This is a genomic window from Streptomyces mesophilus (assembly GCF_040300965.1).
Taxonomy (GTDB): Bacteria; Actinomycetota; Actinomycetes; order Streptomycetales; family Streptomycetaceae; genus Streptomyces; species Streptomyces mesophilus_A.
This window is the reverse complement of record NZ_JBEPEW010000307.1, coordinates 1-1978: the sequence shown is the minus strand read 5'-3', so window position 1 is coordinate 1978 and position 1978 is coordinate 1. Positions and strand designations below refer to the sequence as shown.

General features: G+C 73.5%; 2 protein-coding genes. Both read right to left on the bottom strand.

What is annotated here, in order from left to right:
• Nucleotides 1-10: 10 nt before the first annotated feature.
• Nucleotides 11-310 (bottom strand): hypothetical protein, encoded by a 300-nt coding sequence (locus tag ABT367_RS41290; RefSeq protein WP_352259108.1) that lies wholly within the window; start codon nt 308-310, stop codon nt 11-13.
• 337 nt (nt 311-647) lie between these two features.
• On the bottom strand, nt 648-1978 hold a 1331-nt coding region (locus ABT367_RS41285), incomplete at its 5' end, for a PQQ-binding-like beta-propeller repeat protein (RefSeq protein ID WP_352259106.1).

The window sequence follows — 1978 nt, the reverse complement described above, 5'->3', positions numbered from 1 at the left end:
CCCGAGGCGGTTAGGGCGGGCCTAAACGCGCGGGTCTGCGGGTCCGGTTCGCCTCCTGCGGGCCCGTCGGCCGGGCGGACGTCCTCCACCGCATCCCGGGCACCCGCGCCGCCCTCGGCACGGGCCGGCTCGGCATCCCGCGCCGGAGCGCCCGTACCGCCCGTACCGCCGGAATCGTCTGCACCACCAGCAGCGTCCGCACCGCCGGAATCGCCCGCACCACCAGCTGCGTCCGCACCGCCGGAATCGCCCGCAGCATCAGAAGCGCCCGTACCGCCGGAATCGTCTGCACCGCCAGCTGCATCCGCACCGACGGAAGCGTCCACACCGCGTGAAACGCCCTCGCCCGAACCATCGGAAAGGCCCGTGCCACCCGGATCACCCGCACCGGACCGGCCACCCGCTCCACGCCCTGCGGCCTCGGGATCGTCCTCGCCCGGCGTGCCCGGCCGAACGTCCCCACCAGGCGCACCCGGCCGAGCGCCCTCACCCGGCGAACCCGGCCCGGCATCCTCACCCGACCGCGCATCCTCCGGCTCCCGCCCCCCAGCCGCAGGCCGGGCATCCTCCGCCCCCCGCCCCGAAGACGCTCCGTCACCCCGCCGACCGGGCCGCTGCCTGTGTTCCTCGTCCGTCATCGGAAGTCCTCACTTGACCGGAAGGGCGTAGACCGAAAGGCCGTTGACGATCAGGGCGAGTTCGCCCGCGGAGTGGACCTGGTAGCCGTCGGAGGCGTTCGCCACGGCGAACCGCCAGAACTCGGTGCCGGTGCGCGGGTCCAGGGCGACCACGCCCAGGCGGTGCGCGGCGAGGAGCGTGCGGCCGGATTCGGTGATCCTCAGCCAGGGCGGGATCACCGAACCGGTGGTCCTGTCGCGGACCAGGTCGACCGGCAGCCGATGGCGCCAGTGTTCGCGGCCCGTCTTGAGATCGACGGCGTGCACGCTCTGGTGCGGTCCCGCGATGAAGTAGAGCGGACCGTCAACTCCCTTGATCCTGCGGGCCTGTGTGGTGTTGGGCTTACGGGGGATGTCGTCGTCGGGCTCGTCGTACAGGTCGAGGCTCCAGCGCGGGGCGGTGTCGTCCACCCGGGCGGCGCGCAGCGTTCCGTGGGACAGTTCCACGAGCTGCTCGGAGTACGGGTCGTAGTCGAGCAGGCCCATGCCGCCCTTGGCCCAGTCATGGGGCCAGTCGTGGACCCGTGTCCAGCGCTCGCGTCCCGCTCGGCTGTCGATGCGGGTGATGCGCGCCCCGCCCGGCATACGGCGCTCCATCAGGTGGACGTCGTCGCCTAGGCCGGGGACCGCGATCATCACGAGTTCGTCGAGCGCGCCGGTCCTGACCTTCAGCCGCCAGCGCTCGCCGCCATCGGGCACCCGGACGGCCACCACGTACGGCGGCTGGGCCTCCATCGAGGCGCCTTCTTCGGGACCCGTGTGGTAGTAGACCGTGCGTTCCTCGAGGGAGCCGTTGAGGATTTTGAGGCGGCCCCGTCCGGAGTTCACCGTCACGGGCCGGGTCCACAGCTCCTTGCCGTCCCGGGTCGACAGGCCGAGCAGGCGCCCGGCGCGCGCCGTGACGGCCTGTCCTGCGAGCGGCAGGATGCGCTGGGGGTCGGGTAAGTCGTCGCGGGTCCACAGGAGTTCGCCGGTGTCGAGGCCGATCGCGGTCAGCCGCGGCGGTTCGGGGACGTAGCCGATCTCGCCGCCGAACAGGCTCAACGGCCACACCAGCGGCTCCCCCGACTTTCCGTCGTAACGCCACAGGGTGGCCGGTGCGCTGCCGCGCGGCACCCGGATGGTGGTCCTTGCCGCGGCGGGCCGAGCTCCGGGCGAGGTGAGCGCTTCGGTGCCGCCGCGCCCGAGCACCCAGCCGGCGACCGCGCCCGCGCCGAGGACGAGTCCGCCGCCGGCTGCGAGGAGGGTGCGCCGAGAGGCGGGCGCCGCTGCCACCGTGACGGCGGCCTGTGACTCCCGCC